This is a genomic window from Bradyrhizobium nitroreducens (genome assembly GCF_002776695.1).
GTDB classification, from domain to species: domain Bacteria; phylum Pseudomonadota; class Alphaproteobacteria; order Rhizobiales; family Xanthobacteraceae; genus Bradyrhizobium; species Bradyrhizobium nitroreducens.
Genome location: NZ_LFJC01000003.1, coordinates 8,114,544 through 8,135,229 on the forward strand (window position 1 = coordinate 8,114,544; position 20,686 = coordinate 8,135,229).

20 protein-coding genes are annotated in these 20,686 nt (G+C 65.9%); 4 read left to right on the plus strand and 16 right to left on the minus strand.

Annotation, left to right across the window (positions count from 1 at the left end):
- Positions 1-27: 27 nt before the first annotated feature.
- From TSA1_RS38290 to TSA1_RS38315, 6 genes are all read right to left on the minus strand, one after another.
- Positions 28-1,398 (minus strand): TIGR03808 family TAT-translocated repetitive protein, encoded by a 1,371-nt coding sequence (locus tag TSA1_RS38290; RefSeq protein WP_100180844.1) that lies wholly within the window; start codon positions 1,396-1,398, stop codon positions 28-30.
- A 204-nt stretch (positions 1,399-1,602) separates the two neighbouring features.
- A complete protein-coding gene (locus TSA1_RS38295; protein ID WP_100180845.1) occupies positions 1,603-2,259 on the minus strand; it encodes a pyroglutamyl-peptidase I in 657 nt (218 codons plus the stop codon).
- Complete coding sequence (gene meaB / locus TSA1_RS38300; RefSeq protein ID WP_100180846.1) at positions 2,256-3,245, minus strand: methylmalonyl Co-A mutase-associated GTPase MeaB; 990 nt, start codon at positions 3,243-3,245, stop codon at positions 2,256-2,258. The genes TSA1_RS38295 and meaB overlap by 4 nt, the downstream gene beginning before the upstream one ends.
- A 51-nt stretch (positions 3,246-3,296) precedes the next feature.
- A complete protein-coding gene (locus tag TSA1_RS38305; protein ID WP_100180847.1) occupies positions 3,297-4,808 on the minus strand; it encodes a tripartite tricarboxylate transporter permease in 1,512 nt (503 codons plus the stop codon).
- Between the two features lie 5 nt (positions 4,809-4,813).
- Positions 4,814-5,308, minus strand: a complete 495-nt coding sequence (locus tag TSA1_RS38310; RefSeq protein WP_100180848.1) for a tripartite tricarboxylate transporter TctB family protein — start codon at positions 5,306-5,308, stop codon at positions 4,814-4,816.
- Between the two features lie 182 nt (positions 5,309-5,490).
- Positions 5,491-6,483 carry a tripartite tricarboxylate transporter substrate binding protein gene (locus TSA1_RS38315; RefSeq protein WP_100180849.1) on the minus strand — a complete coding sequence of 331 codons (993 nt, stop codon included), beginning with the start codon at positions 6,481-6,483 and terminating at the stop codon, positions 5,491-5,493.
- Between the two features lie 217 nt (positions 6,484-6,700).
- Between TSA1_RS38315 and TSA1_RS38320 the strand changes: the two genes are divergently transcribed.
- Entirely contained in the window at positions 6,701-7,168 is a 468-nt protein-coding gene (locus TSA1_RS38320; RefSeq protein ID WP_100181574.1) for an SRPBCC family protein, read from the plus strand.
- A 7-nt stretch (positions 7,169-7,175) separates the two neighbouring features.
- Here TSA1_RS38320 and TSA1_RS38325 read toward each other — a convergent pair whose 3' ends face one another.
- The 10 genes from TSA1_RS38325 to TSA1_RS38370 form a co-directional block, all read right to left on the minus strand.
- Positions 7,176-7,964 (minus strand): RsiV family protein, encoded by a 789-nt coding sequence (locus TSA1_RS38325; protein WP_174719262.1) that lies wholly within the window; start codon positions 7,962-7,964, stop codon positions 7,176-7,178.
- A gap of 38 nt (positions 7,965-8,002) precedes the next feature.
- Positions 8,003-10,159, minus strand: coding sequence for a methylmalonyl-CoA mutase (gene scpA, locus TSA1_RS38330; RefSeq protein ID WP_100180850.1), 2,157 nt, complete (start codon positions 10,157-10,159; stop codon positions 8,003-8,005).
- Positions 10,156-10,587, minus strand: a complete 432-nt coding sequence (locus tag TSA1_RS38335; protein ID WP_100180851.1) for a hypothetical protein — start codon at positions 10,585-10,587, stop codon at positions 10,156-10,158. Before TSA1_RS38335 ends, scpA begins: the two co-directional genes overlap by 4 nt.
- Positions 10,588-10,619: 32 nt before the next feature.
- Entirely contained in the window at positions 10,620-11,084 is a 465-nt protein-coding gene (locus TSA1_RS38340; protein WP_100180852.1) for a GFA family protein, read from the minus strand.
- Positions 11,081-12,952 (minus strand): methylmalonyl-CoA mutase family protein, encoded by a 1,872-nt coding sequence (locus TSA1_RS38345; protein WP_100180853.1) that lies wholly within the window; start codon positions 12,950-12,952, stop codon positions 11,081-11,083. The genes TSA1_RS38340 and TSA1_RS38345 overlap by 4 nt, the downstream gene beginning before the upstream one ends.
- 81 nt (positions 12,953-13,033) lie before the next feature.
- Positions 13,034-13,525, minus strand: coding sequence for a 2-amino-4-hydroxy-6-hydroxymethyldihydropteridine diphosphokinase (gene folK / locus TSA1_RS38350; protein WP_100180854.1), 492 nt, complete (start codon positions 13,523-13,525; stop codon positions 13,034-13,036).
- Position 13,526: 1 nt separating this feature from the next.
- On the minus strand, positions 13,527-13,895 hold the full coding sequence (gene folB / locus TSA1_RS38355) for a dihydroneopterin aldolase (RefSeq protein ID WP_100180855.1): 369 nt from the start codon (positions 13,893-13,895) through the stop codon (positions 13,527-13,529).
- Positions 13,892-14,752, minus strand: coding sequence for a dihydropteroate synthase (folP, locus tag TSA1_RS38360; protein WP_100180856.1), 861 nt, complete (start codon positions 14,750-14,752; stop codon positions 13,892-13,894). Before folP ends, folB begins: the two co-directional genes overlap by 4 nt.
- 204 nt (positions 14,753-14,956) lie before the next feature.
- Complete coding sequence (locus TSA1_RS38365) at positions 14,957-15,364, minus strand: DUF4332 domain-containing protein (protein ID WP_100180857.1); 408 nt, start codon at positions 15,362-15,364, stop codon at positions 14,957-14,959.
- A 26-nt stretch (positions 15,365-15,390) separates the two neighbouring features.
- On the minus strand, positions 15,391-15,756 hold the full coding sequence (locus TSA1_RS38370) for a hypothetical protein (protein WP_100180858.1): 366 nt from the start codon (positions 15,754-15,756) through the stop codon (positions 15,391-15,393).
- 350 nt (positions 15,757-16,106) lie between these two features.
- Here TSA1_RS38370 and TSA1_RS38375 point away from each other — a divergent pair, with 350 nt between their 5' ends.
- The 3 genes from TSA1_RS38375 to TSA1_RS38385 all read left to right on the plus strand — a co-directional run bounded on the left by TSA1_RS38375 (position 16,107) and on the right by TSA1_RS38385 (position 20,580).
- Positions 16,107-17,729, plus strand: a complete 1,623-nt coding sequence (locus TSA1_RS38375) for a helicase HerA-like domain-containing protein (protein ID WP_100180859.1) — start codon at positions 16,107-16,109, stop codon at positions 17,727-17,729.
- A 91-nt stretch (positions 17,730-17,820) separates the two neighbouring features.
- Positions 17,821-19,161 (plus strand): glycosyltransferase family 87 protein, encoded by a 1,341-nt coding sequence (locus TSA1_RS38380; protein WP_100180860.1) that lies wholly within the window; start codon positions 17,821-17,823, stop codon positions 19,159-19,161.
- Between the two features lie 24 nt (positions 19,162-19,185).
- Positions 19,186-20,580, plus strand: a complete 1,395-nt coding sequence (locus TSA1_RS38385; RefSeq protein ID WP_100180861.1) for a M20/M25/M40 family metallo-hydrolase — start codon at positions 19,186-19,188, stop codon at positions 20,578-20,580.
- Positions 20,581-20,686 lie beyond the last annotated feature (106 nt).

Below are 20,686 nucleotides of genomic sequence, written 5' to 3' on the forward strand. Positions count from 1 at the left end.
CGGGCACCCAGAGCAGAGGGGCGGACCTTAGCGCCGCACCGCGTTCCCGCCGACCACCACCTGCGCGAACCGCTGCGCGCCGTCGGCCGACAGATCCGACGTCACCGCGCGCGCATGGTCAAGCCCGACCACGGCGCCGCGCGGAGTTTCCGAGATCATGTTGTTGTTGACCAGCGCGATGCCGGCACCCGGCACGACGGAGACGCCGACGCCGGCCAGCGCCTTGCGGATCACGTTGCCGGTGATGGCGATGTCGCGCAGATATTTGCCCCAGCCGGCGACGATGCCGTAGGACGGCGCGTTCTCGATCACGTTGCCGGTCACGGATGTGTCGGCCTCGACGTAGATGCCGACGCCGGCGTCGTCGTCGGGCGCGGTGCCGATGGGGCGCTTCGGAAGCAGGTTGCGGATGATGTTGCCCTGGACCACGGCGATGCGGCCGCCTTCGTTGAAATTGCAGACGGAGACGCCCACGGCGGCGCCGTCCACGGTGTTGTTGGCGATCACCGCGGCCTCGAACGAAAACTCCGAATAGAGCGCGACCTCGCGCACGCCGCTGACGCTGTTGCCCGATATATTGATGTTGGAGGCCGAGTTGCCGCGCACAGCGGAGTAATCGCAGTTCTTGATGCGGTTGCCGCGCACGATCACGTTGCCGGCGCGGAAGGCGTTGATGGCATTGCCGTACTGGCCGGAGCCGCCAGGGCCGGCCTTGATGTCCTCGATGCGGTTGTCGGCAACCAGCGTGCCGTCGTCGCCGATCGCCGTGCGCAGGATCTCGATGCCGTTGTCGTTGGTGCCGAGAATCGTGTTGCGGCAGACGCCGAGGCCTTTGGCGTCGAACGAGACCACCGCCGTCACGGCGATGTCAGTGAAGATGTTGCCGGAAATGTCGCCCGAGACCTGCTCGAGCCAGATGCCGCTGCCGCCCGAATTCGTGATCTCGCAATCGGTGATGCGAACGTCGCGCCCGCCGAGGACATGGATCAATCCGCGCCGGGTCGGCAGCGCAATGCTGGCGCCGTCGAAGCTGATGCCGGTGATGCCGATGGAGTCCGCACCGTCGCCCTGGATCGCCGAGGCCCCGCCGGTGAAGATGAATTTGGTCGCGCCGCGGACGCCGATCAGTTGCGCGCCGTTCGGCAGCCGCAGCATCCCGCTGCGGTAAACACCGGGCGCCAACGCCAGCGGCATCTGCGCCCGCGCGGCCTCGTCGATCGCGCGCTGGAGCGCGCGCGTCTGGTCCTCGCTGCTGCCGGGCCGCACACCATATTGCGTGGCATCGCGGCCGAGCAGGGACGTCAGCGGTGCCCCGCGCGCGGCATCAGCCGGCATGGCGAGCGCGCCGGCGATGCCTGCGGTCGATGCTCCGATGAGATTGCGGCGATTGAGGTCCATGACGCGTCCTCCGGCGGACGCGGGGGTCCGCGAGGACTAGGTAGCGCAGGGCCGGCGAGGGCGCGGGGATTGTTCGCGGTAGGGTTAAATGTTTACCCCAGCGGAGGCGCCGTAGGCTGGGCAAGGCGCAAGCGTGCCCACCAAAGCTCACGCGAGGCGAAGTCGTGGGCACGGCGCAAGGGCGCCTTTGCCTACCCTACGAAACTACGAAACCTGCGTGTTCCGCTGTTTCCTCGCCAACCCCACCAGCTCCATCAGCATCGCTTCCCCGGCATCCACCAGTTCCTCCAGCGTGATCCGGGGCGCGCCCTTGCGCCGCACCGCGCCGCTGCGCGCAAGCAGGGGGATATGGATGAAGGCCGCAAGCTGCGGCCCGCCGGCCCTCACGTTCTCGATCGCGCGCCAGCTCAAATAGTTGCAGAGATAGGCGCCGGCATCGCGCGAGGCACGCGCGTCGATGCCGGTGAGGCGCGCGGCGCGCAGCAGTCTTGCCGTGTGCGGGCCGAACATCATGGCATCTGCGTGGCCTGTGATGCCGCGCTTGCTCGAACGCGTGTTGGCGGCATCGGGCCAGAGCATGGTGACGGCGTTGCGCGCGCGGGTCTCGATACGCAGGTACGGCGTGCGCGCGGCAAGCCCGAACATCAACAGTGCGTCCGGCTTCACCTTCTTGAGCAGGTCGGGCAATTGCCGGTCGACCGCGGCGTAGGTGACCGGGAAGATGTGGCTCGACAGCTCGACATCGTCGAGCGCCGGACGGCGCAGCTGCTTCAGCCGCACCACCAGCGGCTGGGTCGGATTATAGGGCGCGCCGGGGAACGAGCCGAAGCCGGTGAGGAGAATGCGGAGCTTGTCGCTCATTGCAGCAGCTCCAGTATCTGCTCGGCGGCCAGCGCCGGGGTGAGATGGCCCTCGGCGACCTCGGCCTCGATCTTCCTGACCTTGGTGCGTACCGATGCCTCGCTGCGCAGCCGCGCCAGCATGCGCTGCTCCAGCATCGACCACATCCATTTCACCTGCTGCTCGCGGCGCCGCGCGGCAAAATCGCCGGACGCGTTCATCGCCTTGCGATGGTCGAGGACCTTCTGCCAGATTTTTGCGATGCCGTCGCCGGTCAACGCCGAATAGGTCTCGACCGGCGGATGCCAATGCTCGGATCGCGGTGCCAGGATATGCAGCGCGCCGCGATAATCCGCCGCCGTGATCTTGGCGCGCTTGAGGTTGTCGCCGTCGGCCTTGTTGATCGCGATCATGTCGGCGAGCTCGACCAGGCCCTTCTTGATGCCCTGCAGCTCGTCGCCGCCGCCCGGCAGCATCAGGGCGAGAAAGAAATCGGTCATGTCGCAGACGGCGGTCTCGGACTGGCCGATGCCGACGGTCTCGATCAGCACGACGCCGAAGCCGGCCGCCTCGCAGAGCAGCATCGCCTCGCGCGTCTTCGCCGCGACGCCACCGAGCGTGCCCGATGAGGGTGAGGGCCGGATGAAGGCATCATCGGAGGCCGACAGCCGCGCCATGCGCGTCTTGTCGCCGAGGATCGAGCCGCCGCTGCGCGCCGAGGACGGATCGACCGCGAGCACCGCGACCTTGTGGCCCTGCTCGATCAGGTAGGTCCCGAGCGCATCGATGGTGGTGGATTTGCCGACGCCGGGCGAGCCGGTGATGCCGACACGAAACGCCTTGCCGGTGTCCGGCAGCAGCATCTGCACCAGCTCCCGCGCCAGCGCCTGATGGTCGCCACGCCGGCTCTCCACCAGCGTGATGGCGCGGGCGAGCGCCGCGCGGCTGCCGGCGCGCAGCTCCTTGGCGAGGGTAGTGATGTCCAGCGAGGCCTTCTTCTCAGTCATGCCCTGCTTTACAACGCCGGGGCCGGGCAGGCGAGGGCCGCTCGCCCGGAATCACCTGCTCGTCGCCGCCGCCGTCTGCACCGGCTTCAGCTTGCGCCAGACCCAGACCATGACAGGCCACAGCAGCGCCCCGATCGCCATGGCGGCGAGGATCGCGGCGACCGGGCGCTCGAAGAACGGCAGGATACTGCCGTCGGACTTGATCAGCGAGGTCACGAAGGCCTGCTCGACCATGGTGCCCATGACGATGCCGAGCACCATGGCGGCGACAGGATAGCCGTTCGCCTCCATGACATAGCCGATCACGCCGAAGGCGGCGACGGTGACGACCCCGAACATGTTGTTGCCGATCGCGAACGAGCCGACCGCGCAGCACAGCATGATGATCGGCATCACGGTGGAGCGCGGCGCCAGCAGGATGTAGGCGGCGACGCGGATCATGGCGATGCCGAGCGGGATCATCAGGATGTTCGCGATGATGAACATCAGGTAGATCGCGTACATGCTCGACGCCTTCTCGGTGAAGAGCGTCGGGCCCGGATTGAGGCCCTTCATGTAGAGCACGCCGATCGCGATCGCGGCGATGGTGTCGCCGGGGATGCCGAACAGCAGCGAGGGCACCCAGCCCGAGGCAATGCTGGCATTGTTGCTGGCCCCGGCCTCGACCAGACCCTCGACATGACCGGTGCCGAACTTTTCCGGCTCCTTGGAGAAGCGCTTCGACATCGCATAGGAAACCCATGCGGCCATGTCGGCGCCGGCACCCGGCAGAACGCCGATGATGATGCCGACGATGTTCCCGCGTGTCATCTGCCAATGATATTTCTTGGTCAGCTTCCACTGGCCGGCCATGATGCTTCCGAATTTTCGCCGCGGCAGCGGCGGCGGCTCGGGCGTCAGCATCGCGCGCATCACCTGCGCCACCGCGAACACGCCGACCAGCGCCGGGATCGGCTCGATGCCGCCGAACAGATCGGTGAGGCCGAAGGTGAAGCGCGGCACGCCGCCGGGATTCTCGATCCCGACGCAGGAGACGAGCAGGCCGATGAACATGCCGGCGATCGCCTTCACCGGCGAGGAGCGCGCCACCAGCGTGGCGCACATCAGGCCGAGCAGCGCCAGCCAGAAATATTCGAAGGTCGAGAACGACAGCGCGATCTCGGCGAGCGGCGGCGCCAGGATCATCAGCGACAGCACGCCGGCGATGCCGCCGACGGCGGAGAACCAGACGCCGGCGCCCAGCGCCAGCTCGGCCTGGCCCTTGCGCGTCATGGCGTAGGCTTCATCCGCATACGCCGCGGAGGCGGGCGTGCCGGGAATGCGCAGCAGGGCGCCGGGGATGTCGCCCGAGAAGATCGCCATCGAGGACGCCGCGACGATGGTCGCGATCGCCGCGATCGGCGAGAGGTAGAAGGTGACGGGAACGAGCAGGGCGGTCGCCATCGTCGCCGACAGGCCCGGCAGCGAGCCGATCACGAGGCCGTACACGGAGGCTGCGAACATCGCGATGATGACCTCCCAGGTGGAGATCAGCGCGAATGCTTCAATCAGGGTCTTGAGCATGGGGATTACCAGGGCGTCGGCAGCAGGCCGGCAGGAAGCGGAACGCGCAGCAGCTTGCCGAAGATGAGGTGAATGGCGAAGGGCGAGAGCGCCGCGAGCGGCAGGGCCAGCTTCCACTTTGCTCCCAGCGCGGTCGAGGTGACGTAGACCATAAGCGCCGCGGTGATGATGAAGCCGAGCCGGTCGGCGGCGACGACGTAGAACAGCAGCAGCGCCGGCGGCAGCAAGGCGCGCAGGCCGTAGAGCTTGCCTTGCGGCGGCGACGGAGCGGCGGCCTGGCCGTCCTCCAGCGGGATCAGCTCTTCCTCCTCCTCGAAGGAGTGCCCGATCCCGAACACGATCGCGAGCCCGCACAGCGCAAGGCCGCTGCCGATCACCAGCGGAAACACGTTGGGGCCGACCGGCTGGCCCGGCACCGGCGGCAGCAGCCAGCCGCCATAGGCGGCCGCAGCACCGAGCACGACGAGAAACGATCCCGTGACGGAGTCGGGAAGACGCATGAGAAGGGTCCTGTCAGAATTCCGGGAAGGGCGCACCCTCTCCCCGCGTGCGGGGAGAGGGTGGGGTGAGGGGGGCTCTCCGCGGGGACGGTGAAAGTTGCATTCGCGGAGACTCCCCCTCACCCGGATCGCATCTGCGATGCGATCCGACCTCTCCCCGCAAGCGGGGAGAGGTGAAGACGTCACGCCTTGCTGAGGCCGGCCGCCTTCATCGCCTCGCCCATCTGGGCGTCGCCCTTGTCCATGAAGCCGGCGAACTGGCCGGCATCGCCCCAGACGGTGCCGAAGCCGCGATTGCTCATGAAGTCCTTGAACTCGGCGGAGTCGTAGACCTTCTTCAGCGCCGCGGTCAGCTTGGTTGCGATCTCCGGCGGCAGGCCCTTCGGCGCGCCGATGCCGCGCCAGGCGCCGGTTGCGTAGTCGATGCCCATCGCTTCCTTCAGCGTCGGCACGTCCTTGAAGACCGGGTTGCGCGCCGGCGCCATGATGGCGAGGCTCTTCGCCTTGCCCGCCTCGATGATCGCGCGCGCCTCCGGCACCGAGCACGTCGTGAGGTCGAGGCCGCCGGCGGCGAGATCCTGCATCGCGGGCGCGGCGCCGTTCGACGGCACCCAGGCGACCTGGTTTGCGGGCAGGCCCATCGCCTGCATCCAGCCGACCAGCGCCAGATGCCAGATGCCGCCCTGACCGGTGCCCGACGCCTTGAACTTGCCGGGAGGCGCAGCCTTGATCGCTTCTGCGAGCTCCTTGACCGTCTTGTAGGGCGAGGAGGAAGAGACCTGGATGCCCGGGGGATCCTCGTTCATCAGCGCCAGCGGCGTGTAGCTCTTCGGCGTCAGCTCGGTGAGGCCCTGCCAATGCATCATCGAGATTTCGACGGTGAGCATGCCGATGGTGTAGCCGTCGGGCTGCGCGGTCGCGATTGCGCTATGGCCGACCACGCCGGAGCCGCCGGTGCGGTTGACCACGTTGAAGGGCTGGCCGAGGTCCTTTTCGAGCAGCGCGGCGACGATGCGCGCGGTCGCATCGGTTCCGCCGCCCGCGCCCCATGGCACGACCACGGTGACCGGACGGGCCGGATAGGCCTGTGCGAGTGCGGGCTTGAAGCCAAATGCGGCGGATGCCGCAACAGCGGCGGTCGAAGCCGCAAAGGTGCGGCGCGAAATCTTGGACATTGAATGCCTCCCAGCGGCGCCCGTGACATCGGGCGCTCTTGTCAATGGCGACATTCTAGTCGGCTTTGCAGCACCGCCGCAAGGTAGCGCTACCAAGGAGATCGACATGTTGTGTGAAAACAGTATGCCCGTCGGATAGGCCGTCGGAAATCGGGTGGGTTTTGCCTGCGCGCTTCGCCAACCTGAGCGCGTACCGAAAGCCAAAGGCAAGCCGTCGATGACCCAAGCCCATTACAGCGCCGTGCTGGATCGCCCGCTGGACGAAGTCTGGTCGCTGATCCGCGACTTCAACAACTATCCCGCCTATATCGACGGCGTGAGCGAAAGCGTGATCGAAGACGACAAGCGCGGCGACGAAGTCGGCGCCATCAGACGCTTCTGCTATCTCGGAAACTGGATCCGTCAGCGCCTGGTCGATCATTCCGACCGGCAGCACACTCTGACTTATGCCGGTCTCGAAGCGTTGCCGTATCCGCAGGACGATGGAAGCCAGCCGCCGGCGCCGACACGCTATCAAGGCACCATGCATCTGCGTCCGATCACCGAGGGCAACCGCACCCTCATCGAATGGTCGGTCGCCCTCGAGACCGAGCCTGCGGACGCCGATCGCTGGCAGGCGCTGTTTGCGTCCTGGATTCCGGACTGGACGGATTCCCTTGCGCGGACGCTGGCGCGGCCCGGCTAGCGGCCGCTCACGGCTCGTCAGCATCGCCCTTCGGCCGCGCGCCGCCGAAGATGCGCGTGCCTTCGGCGGTGAGGTAAGGCTTCAGCGTCTCCCACGGCACGAAGGCGACGTATTCGCCCTCGGCATAGGGGCCGACGGCGTAAGGCGGATAGTGGAAGGTGAGGCCGGAGCTCTTGCCTGCTTCAGTCGAGGGCGCGAGCGTCACCGCGCCGATCTTGAGCAGGCTCGGCTTCAGCTCCTTGAACCATTCGTCGGTCGCGGTCTCGCTGGCGTCGCGCTTCTTCTTCTCCGCCTTGAGCGAGGCGATGATGGCCTTCACCATCGCCTTCATGGTCGCCCCGTTGTCGGCGGTCTCGCTGAAGAACGGGCGGATCGAGATGCGCTTGTTGTCGGCCTTGTCCCACAGGATCGTGTTGACGTCGGAATTGGGATGCGCGCCGCGGGTGTTCATGTAGTCGTTGCGCAGGATGCTGACATAGCGGTCGCCGACGACCGAGCGGATCTCATATTTGCGCTCGAAATCCCAGCCGCCGTCCTTGAAGAACTGCGGGTCGGCTTTGCGCGCGGCGGCAGCCTCCGCGGCATTCTTGTCGAGCCATTTCTTGCCTTCAGCGAGGCAATCCGCCGCCAGCGCCGGATCCGCCTTGATCTTGTCGTCGAGGAAGACGCGCGCCTCGATGCTCTTGGTCTTGATGACAACATCGGGCTTGGGGTCGGCTGCGAGGGCTGGACCGAACAGCGCGCTGCAAACCGTGGCGACGGCGAGCGCGCGCATGAACGTTTGCGCGGGAAACATCACGCGAATTCCTTCCTGTCGAAAAATAGGCGGCGAAGCTACTCAGCCGCCTCGCTATGCCCGAGCCGGGCGTTCAGCTTGCGGATCAGCTCCTCGGCGGCGTCGGCGATCACGGTGCCCGGCGGGAAGATCGCTTCCGCGCCGGCCGCGTAGAGCGCATCGTAATCCTGCGGCGGCACCACGCCGCCGACGATGATCATGATGTCGTCGCGGCCCTGCTTCTTCAGCGCGGCCTTCAGCTCCGGCACGGCGGTGAGGTGGGCCGCGGCAAGCGAGGAGACGCCGAGGATGTGCACGTCGTTCTCGACCGCCTGCCGCGCGGCCTCATCCGCCGTCGCGAACAGCGGCCCGATGTCGACGTCGAAGCCGATATCGGCAAAGGCCGACGCAATCACCTTCTGGCCGCGGTCGTGACCGTCCTGGCCGATCTTGGCGACGAGGATGCGCGGGCGGCGGCCTTCGGCCTCCTCGAAGGCGTCGATCAGCGCCTGAACCTTCTCGACCTGGTTGCCCATGCTGGACGCCTCCCGCTTGTAGACGCCGGTGATGGATTTGATCTCGGCGCGGTGCCGGCCGAACACCTTCTCCATGGCGTCGGAGATTTCGCCGACGGTCGCCTTGGCGCGCGCAGCCTCAATGGCGAGCGCGAGCAGATTGCCGTTGCCTTCACCGGCCGAACGCGTGATCGCGGCGAGCGCGGCGTCGACGTCCTTCTGGCTGCGCTCGCTCTTCAGCCGCGTCAGCTTGTCGATCTGCAGGCGGCGGACATTGGTGTTGTCGACCTTGAGAATGTCGATCGGCACCTCGTCGGTCGGCTTGTACTTGTTGACGCCGATCACGGCCTGCTTGCCGGCATCGATCCGCGCCTGGGTCTTGGCCGAGGCCTCCTCGATGCGCAGCTTGGGCACGCCGGCTTCGATGGCCTTCGCCATGCCGCCGAGCTCCTCGACCTCCTGGATGTGGCCCCACGCCTTGGCCGCGAGGTCGCGCGTCAGGCGCTCGACATAATACGAGCCGCCCCAGGGATCGATGATGCGGGTGGTGCCGCTCTCCTGCTGCAGGAACAGCTGGGTGTTGCGGGCGATGCGCGCCGAGAAGTCGGTCGGCAGTGCCAGGGCCTCGTCCAGCGCGTTGGTGTGCAGCGACTGGGTATGGCCTTGCGTCGCCGCCATGGCCTCGACCGTGGTGCGCATCACGTTGTTGAACACGTCCTGCGCGGTCAGCGACCAGCCCGAGGTTTGGCTATGTGTACGCAGCGACAGCGAGCGCGGGTCCTTCGGATTGAAGGGCTTGAGCAGCTTCGCCCACAGCAGGCGCGCGGCGCGCAGTTTTGCGACCTCCATGAAGAAGTTCATGCCGATCGCCCAGAAGAACGACAGGCGCGGTGCGAAGCGGTCGACGTCGAGGCCGGCGGCGAGACCAGCGCGTAAGTATTCGACGCCGTCGGCGAGCGTATAGGCGAGCTCGAGGTCCTGCGTCGCGCCGGCCTCCTGCATGTGATAGCCGGAGATCGAGATGGAATTGTATTTCGGCATCTTCTGCGAGGTGTAGGCGAAGATGTCCGAGATGATCCGCATCGAGGGCGCGGGCGGATAGATATAGGTGTTGCGCACCATGAACTCTTTCAGAATGTCGTTCTGAATGGTGCCCGACAGCTTCTCCGGCGGTACGCCCTGTTCCTCGGCCGCGGCGACGTAGAGCGCGAGGATCGGCAGCACCGCGCCGTTCATGGTCATGGACACGCTCATCTGGTCGAGCGGAATCCCTGCGAACAGCGTGCGCATGTCGTAGATGGAGTCGATGGCCACCCCGGCCATGCCGACGTCGCCGCCGACGCGCGGATGATCGGAATCGTAGCCGCGATGGGTGGCAAGATCGAAGGCGACCGAGAGGCCCTTCTGTCCGGCCGCGAGATTGCGGCGATAGAACGCGTTGGAATCCTCCGCCGTGGAGAAGCCGGCATATTGCCTGACGGTCCATGGCTGGTTGACATACATGGTCGGGTAGGGGCCGCGCAGGAACGGTGCGATGCCCGGATAGGTCTCGAGGAAATCGAGCCCGGCAAGGTCGGTCTCGTCATAGGCCGGCTTCACCAGGATGCCTTCCGGCGTGAGCCACGGCTCGGCGCTGCCGGCGGGCGCTGCGGTGGTTGCTCGCTCGAAGGCGACACTTGCGAAGTCAGGTATACGGCTCATGCGTGCAATCCTCGCCCGAAGAACGCTCCGGCGACCAGTCCAGATATCATGCCGATAGCAGAAAAAAGCTCCAGGGAATGCGGCTGATTGGGCAATACTCCCAGCGCAATCCAGAGCCAGATGATGACGGCCCCGCCGGCGGCTCCGATCAGCGGAAACAGAAACTGCGCCAGCACCGGCCGGCCCCTCAGGAATGGATAGACCAGCGGGAATAGCCCGAGCGTGACTGGGGCAGCCAGCACCGCCGCCAGCATCATAGCGATCAACAGGAGCGGAAAGATGATCACGGCGATCAGTGAGAACGGGAAGCTGACGATGACGCCGAAGAGCGTCCCTGTCAGCGCTGCCATCGCCGTTGCGATCACGCCCAGGCCCATCATCCCAGAAGTTTCTGCTCCGCGCATGCTGCCCTCGAACTGACTGGTCATGACGCTCGCAAGTTCACCTGCATTGTTAAACCTCAATCATGATCCGGATGCTGGTGGCTGACGATGGTCGCCATCTTCTCCGGTCCGTAATTCTGTTGCGTGGTCTGGCTCGGCAGATTGGCGATGCCGACAACCCAGCCGAGACGGGACTCTGTGCCAAACTGCCGCGTCGGGATCACCCGGTCGGGGCGGTCGAAGGCGCCGGTCATGATCTCGATCCGGTCGCCGTCGATGCGGCCAAAGCTCAGCGGCGTGCCGCAGGCGGAGCAGAAGCCGCGTTCGGCGATGGTGGAGGAGCGGAAGAACGACGGCTGTCCCCTGGTCCAGGCGAAGTCCGTCTTGTTGATGTCGGCAAAGGAGGCGAAGGGCGCGCCAGCCGCCTTCTGGCACATGCGGCAGTGGCAGATCGAAACCCTGTTCGGCGCCGTCGTGACGCCGAAGCGCACCGCCCCGCATTGGCAGCCGCCGGTCAGAACGGGTTTGCTGCTGTCGGTCATGGCTGCTCCATCCTTCGATAGGCGTCTTGCAGCGTGGCAAGCGCATCGCCTCCGGCGAAGACAAAACCCGTGACGCCGGCGGCCCGCAGCGCCGCCTCGGCTTCCGTCGGGCGGCCTGCCAGATAGATATGTCGGCCGCCTGCGGTTTGCAGGGCCTTCGCGGCAGGTTCCGCCTGATCGGCGTAGACCTTGTCGCTGGAACACAGACAGGCGAGCTCGGCCCCGGAGGCCTTGAAGGCTGCAGCCAACTTCGCCGGATCGGCAAAACCCTCGCTGTCGATGGCCTGAATGCCGCCGGCTTCGAAGAAGCTCTTGGCGAAGGTCGCGCGCGCCGTGAAGTCGGCGGGCGTGCCGAGACTGGCCAGGAACACTCTTGGCCGCGACCCGCGCGCCTTCAGCACCGCATCGGATTTGTCGCGCAGCGCCTCGAACGGTTCCGCGAGCCGGATCGGCGGCAGCGGCTCGAACTTGTATTTTTGCTCGCCGTACGGAGCCAGCACGACCGGCGTCGCCGTCAGCACGGTGGCTTCGCTCTCGTGCAGGTTCGGAAACTCGCTGGCGCCGGTCAGCACGTCGCGGCGTCTTGCGATGTTGGCGTCGCGCGCCTTTCGCGCGGCCGCGACCTTGCCCTGGAACAGGCCCTGCTGAAGCGCGGCAAAGGCGCCGCCGGCCTTTTCGCTCTCCTGGAACAGCGCCCAGGCGGCCTCGCAAAGCTGCGCGGTCAGCGTCTCGATGCCGCCGGCGCCCGCCGCGGGATCGCTGACCTTGGCGAGGTTGCTTTCCTCCAGCAAGAGAAGCTGCGTGTTGCGCGCCACGCGCCGCGCGAACGGATCAGGCAGGCCGAGCGCCAGCGTGTGCGGCAGCACGGTGATCGCGTTGGCGCCGGCGAGCCCCGCCGCGAATGTCGCGATGGTTGCGCGCAGCATGTTCACGTAAGGGTCGCGCTGCGTCAGCATGCGCCAGGCGGTGTCGGCGGCGATGAACAGCGGTTTGGGCGTCAGGCCGCACGCCGTTTCGATTCGCGCCCAGAGCAGCCGCAGCGCGCGGAATTTGGCCATGGTTAGGAACTGGTCGGCATCGGCGGCAAGCCGCGCATAGACCATGCCCTGCGCGGCTTCCAGCGGAATGCCGGCGCCTTCGATCGCGCGTAAGTAGGCGACGCCGCAGGCGAGCACGAAGGCGAGCTCCTGCGCCTCGGAGCCGCCGGCATCGTGGATGACGCGTCCGTCGGCGGAGGCGAACGGCCCCTTGAAGCCGAGCCCGGCGAGACCCTTGATCGCGCCGGTGACGGCTGGGGCGATCTCCTCCCAGGTATAGGGACTGTGGCCCCACACCGCGCCGGCCGCGAGCGGATCGAGGCCGAAGCGAATGTTGCAGGCAGCGGGATCGAGGCCGTTGCTCTTCACATATTCCGCGACATGGATCGCGGCCATTCGCGATTGCGGTCCGATCTCGAGTTCGATGCCGATGCCGGCGTCGAGATGAATGTCCTTCAAGACCTTTGCGACCGCCTCGGCGGAAGGTTCCAGGCCGAAACCGCGCGCGCCATTGGCGCCGGCGAACACCAGCGCGAGCCCGGTCGCGCCGTTCTCCAGGTCCTGCAGCGCCTGCGCATTCGCGAGCGCCGCATCGGGATGGTCGATCCGCTGCATGATCTGCCAGGGCGCGGTCGCGTCTCGCCCGACCACGGGCGCAACGCCCTTGGCGCGCGGATAGAGCGGATCGATCTTGAGTGCATCATAGGTCTTGCCGACCAGCTTCTCGAACGGCGCGCCCTTCAAGACGCCATCGACCAGCTTGCGCCAGTCTTCGATGGTCGCCTTGGGAAAATCGGCCGCCAGCGGCAGGTCGTCAGTCACGGAGGTCATACGGCCAAGGGCTCCCAAACGTCTTGTTATTCGCAGGCGAATTTGCCACGGCGGACCGTCCCTGCAAACGGTCGTTTTTGGTTAACCGGTATCCGGAAGCCGCTCAATGCCTTGCGTCGAGACGCTGGCGAGCCCGTCACGCACACGAATGCCCGAGATGACGCGGTTCGGCGCGATTTCGGCCAGCGGCACCAGCACGAAGGCGCGTTCGAACAGGCGCGGATGCGGCAAGGTCAGGTCGGGCTTCTGCAGGCTGATATCGTCATAGGCGATCATGTCGAGATCGAGCGTGCGCGGCCCCCAGCGCCGATCCTTCTGCCGCGTCCGGCCGAATTTCTGCTCGACCTTCTGCAGCACGAACAGCAGCGCATGCGGATCGAGGTCGGTCTCGATCTCGATGCAGGCATTGATGAAGGGCTCCTGGTTCTCGTCGCCCCAGGGCGGCGTGGCGTAGTCCGAGGAGCGGGCGATCAATGCGGCCTGCGCCATGCCGCAGATATGGGCGATCGCCTTAGCGAACGTCGTGCGGACATCGCCGACATTGCCGCCGAGTGCGATCAGCACGTTTCCCATTTTATGGATGCCGCGAGCGCGTCAGCATGATGCCGACATCGTCGAAGATCGCGGCGATCGGCGCGTGCGGCTTGTGCACGGTGATCTTCACGGCGCGGATGCGCGGAAAGTGCGACAGGATGGCATCGGCCACCGCGCCGGCCGCGCGCTCCAGCAGCTTGTAGTTGGTGTTCTTGAACGCAGCCGTCGTGGTCGCCACGACGTCGGCGTAGGACACTGTGTCGGCGAGCCGGTCGCTGCGCGCGGGCTCCGACAGGTCGGTATAGAGCTCGAGGTCGATGACGAAGCGCTGGCCGACCTCGGTCTCGTGATCCATCACGCCGTGGCGGGCGTGGATCGACAGGCCGGTGACGAAGATTGTATCGGTCATTGCTTGCCCTCGATTGCGTTCGCCACACGCAGCGCCTGCAGGGTCTCGGCGACGTCATGGGTCCGGATGATCTTGGCGCCGCGCTGCGCGGCGATCAGGTGCGCGGCGATCGAGCCGGCGAGCCGCTCCTTCGGCTCCGACGGCGACACCGAGGCGATGAAGCGTTTGCGCGAGGCACCAACCAGGATCGGCAGGCCGAACATCTCGAATTCGCGCAAGCGCGCCAGCGCGGTCATGCTCTGCTCGGCGGTCTTGCCGAAGCCGATGCCGGGATCGAGCACGATCCTGTCGCGCGCGATGCCGGCCTTTGCGGCGATATCCAGCGAACGCAGGAAGAACGTCTTCATGTCCGTGATGATGTCGATGGCGGGATCGGCATCGTCGCGGTTGTGCATGACGATGACCGGGACGCCTCTTGCGGCCACCAGCGGCGCCATGGCGGGGTCGCGTTGCAGGCCCCAGACGTCGTTGGCGATCGCCGCGCCCTGGTCGAGCGCGTAGGCCACCACCTCCGCCTTCATGCTGTCGATCGAGACCGGCACGCCGAGGGCGACGACGCCTGCCAGCACCGGCTTCAGCCGGGCGAGCTCGTCGCTCGCCGTTACCGCCTTGGCGCCCTTGTAGGGCCGGGTGGATTCCGCGCCGATGTCGATGATGTCGACGCCGGCCTCGATCATCGCCCGCGCCCGCGCGAGCGCCTGCTCGGGCGCGATGAACTCGCCGCCATCGGAGAAGGAGTCCGGGGTGATGTTGAGCACGCCCATCACCGCCGGGACGGGCCGCTCCAGCAGCGTCCGCAGCACGTCGGGCCCGGCCGAGCCGGCCGGCGGGACGGATGGGGAGGGCGAGGCATTCATGCGGGTGGCTTTAGCGGGCGGGGAGGGGGAGTTCAAGACAAGACGTTGCCCTCTTGCCCCGGACGCAGCGCAGCGCTTCTTCAGCGATGCGCTGCAGAGCCGGGGCCCATATCACCGAGAGCTGGTTGTGGGGCATGGGTCCCGGCTCTGCGCAGCAACGCTAAAAGGCGCTGCAGCGCGTCCGGGACACGAGACACAATGCGGCTAATACGTGATCTTCGGCTGCAGCTTCTTCGCCTTGGCGATGATGTCGCCGACCGACTTCTCGGTGGGCAGGATGCGCAGCAACTTCTTCTTCTCGTTGGCGTCGCGCATGCTCTGGGCGAGCCTTGCCGGATTCCGATAGGCGAGCTCGCGCACGGTGGTGACGCCGGCGGCGCGGATCAGGCCGACCTTGGCGCGGCCCATGCCGGGGATGCGCATGTAGTCGGACACGTTGGCCCATTCCAGCAGCAATTGCTCGCTGATGCCGGTCTTGGCGGAAAGCGCCTTGCGGCCCTTCACCGTGCCGGCCGCCTCGAGCAGCGCATCGGTGGTGCGGATGCCTTGCGCCTTCAACTTGTTGGCGGCAAAGACCGACAGGCCCTCAATCTCGGAGATGGGATATGTCATGATACTCGATATGAAATGCGACAGCTTCAGGCGAACTGGCCGAGGCCTGGCGTCCCCGCAATGATCTTGCCCATCTGATCTGCTCCGATTTTGTCTCGGCCGTAGCGGAAAAGTTCACGGGCGACGTTTTGAATCTCGGACATGCCGAGCCCGAGGCCCATCAGGCGCGTGCCGACCGCCATCAGGCCGCCGCCCATCAACCGCGACAGTCCGCCACCGCTCCTGGATGCCTCGATTGCGGCTTCCGCTCCGGGGATCTGATCGATCAGGGCCTGCACGCTGTCGGAAGGACCCTCGTTGCGGAGGAAGCCCAGGATAATGCCGACGGTCTTTTCAGCGACAGCACTATCTATGCTGGCGTTTGTCGCCAGCCGCCCGATCAGTTCGTCCATAAGGCCCGCCCCTCAGCCGGTTTGCTTGCCGGAGTATTCTTTCGAAAATGATCTTGAGCCGGTGTGATGTGAAATTCAAGCGATGAACGCGGGCGTCGTCGCGATTCATCTTCGAACGCGCGAAAAGTGTTGCAGCGGTGCACGAGCGGAGATGGAATCGGCGAAAAATTGCCGCGTTGCGAACAGCTCGGTCCTACTTTCGGCTGATCCTGTCCGTCTGTTTCCGACGATGTCTCATGCTTGGAGCGCGTTGAACCGTTTTAATCGGTGCGCGACATGCGTTAAACTACGGAACTGGAGCATTCGAGTTTCGGCACGCGAAACCCGGCGAGAAGAGATCAGAGAGAATAATGACCGCACAGGACAGCAAGCTCGGCGATACCGACGACAAGATCTTCGTCGGCAAGGGAGAGGAGCAGGCCTGGCTGACGCTGGCGCTCGCCAATCGCCACGGCCTCGTCACGGGTGCAACCGGAACCGGCAAGACCGTGACGCTGCAGGTGATGGCGGAAGGATTTGCGCGCGCCGGTGTTCCGGTCTTCGCCGCCGACATCAAGGGTGACCTCTCCGGCATCTCCGAGGTCGGCGTGCCCCAGGACTTCATCGTCAAGCGTGCCTCCGCAATGGGGCTGACCTTCCAGCCCGATCAGTTCTCGACGGTGTTCTGGGACGTGTTCGGCGAGCAGGGCCACCCGGTGCGGGCGACCGTCACGGAAATGGGGCCGCTTCTGCTTGCGCGCATGCTCGATCTGAACGATGTGCAGGAAGGCGTGCTCAACGTCGCCTTCCGCGTTGCCGACGACGCCGGCTTGACCCTCATCGATATGAAGGATTTGCGCGCGCTGCTCGACGCCATCGTGCCCGATAGCGGGAAGAAGGGGGCGGATGCGGAAGAGGATTCGCTCGCCGCCATCCGCAAGGCCGCGCAGGGATTCGGCAACGTCACCAAGGCCACCGTCGGCACCATCCAGCGCCAGCTTCTGGTGCTGGAGAACCAGGGCGGTACCAAATTCTTCGGCGAGCCGGCGTTGACGCTGAAGGACTTCATGAAGACCGACCGCGACGGCCGTGGCATGGTCAACATCCTGGTCGCCGACAAGCTGCTCCAAAGCCCGCGGCTTTATGCGACATTCCTCTTGTGGATGCTGTCGGAGCTGTTCGAGGAGCTGCCCGAGGCCGGCGATCTACCCAAGCCGAAGCTGGTGTTCTTCTTCGACGAGGCGCATCTGTTGTTCAACGACGCGCCCAAGGCGCTCATGGACAAGATCGAGCAGGTGGTCCGCCTGATCCGCTCCAAGGGCGTCGGCGTCTACTTCGTGACGCAGAACCCGGTCGACGTCCCCGACCGCGTGCTCGGACAGCTCGGCAACCGGGTGCAACACGCGTTGCGCGCCTTCACCCCGCGCGATCAGAAAGCGGTCGCGGCTGCGGCCCAGACCTTCCGGCCCAACCCGAAGCTCGACACGGCCAAGGTGATCATGGAGCTCGGCAAGGGCGAGGCGCTGGTCTCCTTCCTCGAAGGTAACGGCACCCCTTCCATGGTCGAGCGCGTGATGATCCGGCCGCCGTCGGCGCGCATCGGGCCGATCACGCCGGACGAGCGCAAGGCGATCATGGCCGCAAGCCCGGTGAAGGGCAAATACGACACAGCGGTCGATGCCGAGTCCGCCTACGAGATGATCCAGAAGCGCATTGCCGGCACGGCGGCGACCGCTGACGGCCAGGCTGACGGAAGCGGCGGCGGCCTTCTCGGCCAGATCGGCTCGATCGTCGGCTCCGTGTTCGGCACCAACGTCAAGCGCGGCCGGCTGTCGACGGGCCAGGTCATTGCGCGGGACGTGACGCGATCGGTCACCAACCAGGTGATCGGCGGAATGGCGGCCAATATCGGCAAATCGCTCGGCGGCCAGCTCGGCGGCTCGATCGGCCGCACGCTGGTCCGCGGCGCGCTGGGCGGATTGCTGCGGCGCTAGGCGGACCGCCACCCGCACAAATTCCGGTGAGGGGCTCTCCAAGCCTCCGCCGGTCTGCTACGTCCTGTTCGCCGCCGAACAGGACCACTCCGTGACCTCGCCCGCCCCGCTCGCCAAGCCCGACGCGCCAAGACGCCTGTCGCTGCGCGCGCCGCTGGATCTGCTGTTTCTGTTCTGCTGCGTCCTGCTCACCGCCGACGTGCTGGTTCCCGAGATCTTCGGCAGCGGCAAGACCAAGGATTACCCGCTGTGGTACTGGGTCGGGCAGCAGGTCTTGCAGGGTGAGCCGCTCTATCCCGCGACGGCCATCGAGTATTTCGACTACATCTATCCGCCGCCTCCGGCGATCCTGCTGGCGATCCCGAGCTGGTTCGGCAAGATCCCGCTTTACGTCGTCCTGTCGATCCTGAATGTCCTGGCGTGGTGGTACACCGGAACGCTCTCCCACGTCATGACCGGCTCGGACCGCAAGCCGGGTCCCTGGCTGGAAGCGCTGCCCGCTGTCGTCACCGTTCCCCTGGTGTTCGACATGTTCGACCTCGGCCAGCCCAACCTCGTCCTGCTGGCGATGGTGCTGTTCGGGTTCTGGGGCCTGCGGCATCAACGGTCATGGCTCGCCGGCTTCATGTTCGCGCTCGCCACCGCGATCAAGGTGTTTCCCGTCGCGGTGCTGCCCTATCTGCTCTGGCGGCGGAAGTGGGCGGCCGTCGTCAGCATGGTCGCTTTCACCGGCATCCTTCTCTATCTCGTGCCGGCGCCGATCCGCGGCTTCGAGCGCAACGCGGCCGAGCTTGCGACCTGGTATCAGGGCATGGTTGGAACGAGCTCGGAAAAAGGCTTCGGCCAGCGTGACGAGCAGAACTGGTCGTGGGTCAACCAGTCCCTCATCGCCGTCACGCACCGCCTGGTTCGTCCGATCAACTTCAATCAGGACGATCCCGGCAAGCCGCCGCGCACGATGAACATCATCGACGTCGATTACAGGACGGCGAACTGGATCGTGCTGGCGATGTCGGCCCTGCTCGGGCTCGGCTTCCTCGCGGTGATGCCGCGGCAAGCGCGGCGAACGGCGCGCTCCGATGCCGAGGAGCTCGGCATCCTGTTCTGCCTGATCACGGTGGCCTCGCCGTTGGCACGGCAATACTACTTCGTATGGCTGTTCTTCCCGATGACGGTGTTGATGCATCGCGCCGCCTTCGACGAACGGGCGAAGGTGCGCCTCGGAACCTGGCTCGCACTCGGCGCGGCCGGCGTTCTCCTGCTGCTGGCGTTGCCCTGGTTTCCGACGGTTCTCCAGGCCTGGGGCAATAACCTCGCCGCGACCGCCGTTCTTGCAGTCAGCCTCGCATGGCACATCCGCCATCCGCCGGTTGCGGCTGGCACCCCGCCTGCGACGGGGTTAAAACCCGCAGATCTCGAGAAGCCGTCTTAAGTCTCAAACGTCAGGAATCCGACCATGGCCAATGCGCAGCTTCAATCCGTGCTCGATCACATCGACAAGGATTTTGACAACAGCCTGGAGCGTCTGTTCGCGCTGCTGCGGATCAAGTCGATCTCCGCGGATCCGGCCTTTGCCGGAGACTGCAAGGCCGCGGCGGAGCATCTCGCCAAGGACATCGCAAGCCTCGGCGTCGCCACCGAGGTGAGGCCGACCGCGGGCCATCCCGCCATCGTCGGCAAGACCGGGGCGGGCGGACGGCCGCATGTGATCTTCTACGGCCACTACGACGTGCAGCCGGTCGATCCGCTCGATCTCTGGCACCGTCCGCCGTTCGAGCCTGTCGTGACCGACCATGCCGACGGCCGCAAGATCATCGTCGCGCGCGGCGCCGAGGACGACAAGGGCCAGGTGATGACCTTCGTCGAGGCCTGCCGCGCCTGGAAGAAGGTCACGGGATCGCTGCCGATCGACGTCACCTTCCTGATCGAGGGCGAGGAGGAGGTCGGCTCGAAGAATTTCGTGCCCTTCATCGAGGCCAACAAGGACGAGTTCAAGGCCGACTACGTGCTGGTCTGCGACACCGGCATGTGGGACCGCGACACGCCGGCGATCACGACCTCGCTGCGCGGCCTGCTCTATGAAGAGCTGAAGATCACCGCCGCCAATCGTGACCTGCATTCCGGCGTGTTCGGCGGCAGCGCAATGAACCCGATCCGCGTGCTGACCAAGATTTTGGGCGGGCTGTTCGACGACGACAACCGCATCACCATTCCCGGCTTCTACGATGGCGTGAAGGACACGCCGACGGACATCCTGGCGCAGTGGAAGAAACTCGATTTCACGCCCAAGACGTTCCTGGAGCCGATCGGGTTGTCGATTCCCGCCGGCGAGAAAGGCCGACTTCTGATCGAGCAGGCCTCGACGCGTCCGACCTGCGACGTCAACGGCATCTGGGGCGGCTATATCGGTGAGGGCTCCAAGACGGTGATTCCGTCGCACGCCTCGGCGAAAGTCTCGTTCCGCCTGGTCGAGGGCCAGGATCCGCAAAGGATCCGCAAGGCCTTCCGCGACTACGTGACGGCGCGGCTTCCGGGCGACTGCAAGGTCGAGTTCGGCGACCATTCCGCCGGGCCCGCCATTGCACTCGACTGGAACATGAAGCCGCTCGCCGCCGCCAGCAAGGCGCTGACCGAGGAATGGGGCAAGGAGACCGTGCTGATGGGTTCGGGCGCCTCGATCCCGATCGTCGCCGACTTCAAGCGCACGCTCGGCCTCGACTCGCTGCTGGTCGGCTTCGGCCTCGACGACGACAACATCCACTCGCCGAACGAGAAGTACGATTTGCGCAGTTTCCAGAAGGGCATTCGTTCGTGGGCGCGAATTCTCGCTGCGCTGGCGGACGTGAAGTAGGCACGGTGCCGTAGGGTGGATTAGACTAGAGCATTTTCGGTTCTGATTGAATCAGAACCGAAGCTCTAGATTCTTGTTTTGACGCGTTTTCTTCACGCGAACCGGT

What these genes read in the sequence shown, in the direction of transcription:
- meaB (WP_100180846.1), bottom strand. Translation starts at nt 3,245, where the DNA reads ATGACTGAGAAGAAGGCCTCGCTGGACATCACTACCCTCGCCAAGGAG.
- folK (WP_100180854.1), bottom strand. Translation starts at nt 13,525, where the DNA reads ATGGGAAACGTGCTGATCGCACTCGGCGGCAATGTCGGCGATGTCCGC.
- TSA1_RS38340 (WP_100180852.1), bottom strand. Translation starts at nt 11,084, where the DNA reads ATGACCGACAGCAGCAAACCCGTTCTGACCGGCGGCTGCCAATGCGGG.
- TSA1_RS38320 (WP_100181574.1), top strand. Translation starts at nt 6,701, where the DNA reads ATGACCCAAGCCCATTACAGCGCCGTGCTGGATCGCCCGCTGGACGAA.
- TSA1_RS38365 (WP_100180857.1), bottom strand. Translation starts at nt 15,364, where the DNA reads ATGACATATCCCATCTCCGAGATTGAGGGCCTGTCGGTCTTTGCCGCC.
- TSA1_RS38385 (WP_100180861.1), top strand. Translation starts at nt 19,186, where the DNA reads ATGGCCAATGCGCAGCTTCAATCCGTGCTCGATCACATCGACAAGGAT.
- TSA1_RS38310 (WP_100180848.1), bottom strand. Translation starts at nt 5,308, where the DNA reads ATGCGTCTTCCCGACTCCGTCACGGGATCGTTTCTCGTCGTGCTCGGT.
- TSA1_RS38305 (WP_100180847.1), bottom strand. Translation starts at nt 4,808, where the DNA reads ATGCTCAAGACCCTGATTGAAGCATTCGCGCTGATCTCCACCTGGGAG.
- scpA (WP_100180850.1), bottom strand. Translation starts at nt 10,159, where the DNA reads ATGAGCCGTATACCTGACTTCGCAAGTGTCGCCTTCGAGCGAGCAACC.
- TSA1_RS38315 (WP_100180849.1), bottom strand. Translation starts at nt 6,483, where the DNA reads ATGTCCAAGATTTCGCGCCGCACCTTTGCGGCTTCGACCGCCGCTGTT.
- TSA1_RS38345 (WP_100180853.1), bottom strand. Translation starts at nt 12,952, where the DNA reads ATGACCTCCGTGACTGACGACCTGCCGCTGGCGGCCGATTTTCCCAAG.
- TSA1_RS38295 (WP_100180845.1), bottom strand. Translation starts at nt 2,259, where the DNA reads ATGAGCGACAAGCTCCGCATTCTCCTCACCGGCTTCGGCTCGTTCCCC.
- folP (WP_100180856.1), bottom strand. Translation starts at nt 14,752, where the DNA reads ATGAATGCCTCGCCCTCCCCATCCGTCCCGCCGGCCGGCTCGGCCGGG.
- TSA1_RS38325 (WP_174719262.1), bottom strand. Translation starts at nt 7,964, where the DNA reads ATGTTTCCCGCGCAAACGTTCATGCGCGCGCTCGCCGTCGCCACGGTT.
- TSA1_RS38335 (WP_100180851.1), bottom strand. Translation starts at nt 10,587, where the DNA reads ATGACCAGTCAGTTCGAGGGCAGCATGCGCGGAGCAGAAACTTCTGGG.
- TSA1_RS38375 (WP_100180859.1), top strand. Translation starts at nt 16,107, where the DNA reads ATGACCGCACAGGACAGCAAGCTCGGCGATACCGACGACAAGATCTTC.
- TSA1_RS38290 (WP_100180844.1), bottom strand. Translation starts at nt 1,398, where the DNA reads ATGGACCTCAATCGCCGCAATCTCATCGGAGCATCGACCGCAGGCATC.
- folB (WP_100180855.1), bottom strand. Translation starts at nt 13,895, where the DNA reads ATGACCGATACAATCTTCGTCACCGGCCTGTCGATCCACGCCCGCCAC.
- TSA1_RS38370 (WP_100180858.1), bottom strand. Translation starts at nt 15,756, where the DNA reads ATGGACGAACTGATCGGGCGGCTGGCGACAAACGCCAGCATAGATAGT.